Source organism: Microvirga soli (assembly GCF_016734765.1).
Taxonomy (GTDB): domain Bacteria; phylum Pseudomonadota; class Alphaproteobacteria; order Rhizobiales; family Beijerinckiaceae; genus Microvirga; species Microvirga soli.
The window spans coordinates 1-1,758 of record NZ_JAERQE010000128.1; the positions used below are offsets into that span (position 1 = coordinate 1).

The 1,758-nt window shown below is 56.3% G+C and carries 1 protein-coding gene; it reads left to right on the forward strand.

Features of this window, described 5'->3' with window-relative positions:
• Window positions 1-179 precede the first annotated feature (179 nt).
• Window positions 180-599 (forward strand): hypothetical protein, encoded by a 420-nt coding sequence (locus tag JKL45_RS29465; RefSeq protein ID WP_201865306.1) that lies wholly within the window; start codon window positions 180-182, stop codon window positions 597-599.
• Window positions 600-1,758: the final 1,159 nt, after the last annotated feature.

Sequence of the window (1,758 nt, forward strand, 5' to 3'; positions counted from 1 at the left end):
TTCGTAAAGCGTGTCTGGGGCATGGAGCACCTCCTGGATCATAAGAAGTGCTCTCCATTGTTCCGAAGCAAGACCACATTGTGCACCTAGATGAGAGATCGACATCCAGTCAGTTGCCGCAACAATGCCTCCGACCGATGTTCTAATCTGGCCACCGGGTTATCTGAGGAAGATACTCCATGGGCGGTTTCCTCCCGGACCTGACGTCGGCCGATTGGGCAATTGTCATTGCTGTCATCCTTGTGCCGCTTCTCATGGTTTTTGGCGTCTATGCGATCCGCACCGAGATCCGGGATGCCCTGCACATTGAGGCCAAGTCGGTCAGCCTCAAGACCAGCAAAGCGGAGCGCCAAGAATGGCGTAAGCAGGCAACGTCTCCAGAGACGCTCAATCTCCTGGACGACGTCGAAACGCTCCTGCGCCTCGTCCATGCTGATGAGGTGTTTGCTCGACAGGAGCACAAGGAGGCCGTTCGCCTCGCCTGGATGAGCTATCGAGTTCCAGTTCGTGTGGCCCTGTTTGGCGGCCTCTTGCTCGGCGGCATCATCTCCACGGTTTTTATGATAATTGCTCAAGGCCCTGCTAATCCAATACCTTGAGGTTTGGCGCGACCGTATGGGTGCTGACAGTGCTATATAACTTCCCGCATTTGAGAGGGCAGGCCCGGAGCTTGCCTGTAGTATGTTGGGGCTTGCGACGGCCGCCGAAAGAGCAGTCTCATTGATGGTGCTGAGGCATAGACGCAATGGCAGAAGTCTTTGGGAGTTATAGTATGGCATACATGACGCCACAAGAGCGCGCTGAGAGCCTCCGAGACGCGATCCATCTGTATATTGATCTGATTGAAGGCCATGAGGCTGGGCCGACTTGGAGGTTAACAGATAGGGGTTTTGCCAGGATTGCGTCCGTCATTCGTGAGGCTGAAAACGACGCATTGGAGCGAGCCGCGGAGTTGTGCGAGGCGGTGCACCTCGGAACCCGGACGCGGTACAGTATGCTTCTTGGACCAGATTATCTGGTGACGCGAAGTCTCCTATCACGGGAGCTTGCTGCTACCATCCGGGCGTTGAAGCATACTTCTTCAGAATTCTAGCAACTGGAAACAGGCCAGGAACGTTGACAGTTTAGAGTCCCCTCTCGGCTGAGGAGCCATTGACACCGAACAGCTTGGCCACTGGCTGGGTTGGCGACGATCTTCCCCGTATCGGGAGGGTGGAGCCATGGTTCGGATCCTCATATTGACTGTCGCATTTGCCTTGGCTTTTTCCGCAGGAGCGGAGGGGGCTCCATCCCGCAAACGTAGCTCATCTGTTCAAGAGCAAACACCGCAGTCTCGGGCTGCACAAGAACAGGATGAGTTCCGGTCATGTGACGTGGCCGTCCGGGAGTTCGTCCAAGGGCGGAGGGAGGCTGCAGCACTTCCGGTCAAAGAAGTCAGAGTTGATGGATTGCGGATGACCTTGAACTTTGTTCACCCGTATGGAGAAAGCGGAGATACGCCTCCGAATTTGGCTTTCACACGAGGTGAGTCGATTGAGGAGCGCCGTAAGGCGTTGAACGAGGCGAAGCAGAAAGCCCGAATGCTGACAGAGGCGGCCAAAACGGGGAGCGTCTGGTATGTGATAGCCCTCAAGAAGGAGGGCATTCCAGCTGATGAGCGCCGTAGTCCAGCGAGCATACAGGGTAGCGTCCCGGGGCGTGGTGTAGGAGCAGGCCACCGATGAGGTGGTCATCGCCAGTCTTCGGTTAGAGTGCGGG

Bases quoted from the DNA above. Each gene is read 5' to 3' on its own strand.
- JKL45_RS29465 (WP_201865306.1), top strand. From the start codon at position 180: ATGGGCGGTTTCCTCCCGGACCTGACGTCGGCCGATTGGGCAATTGTC.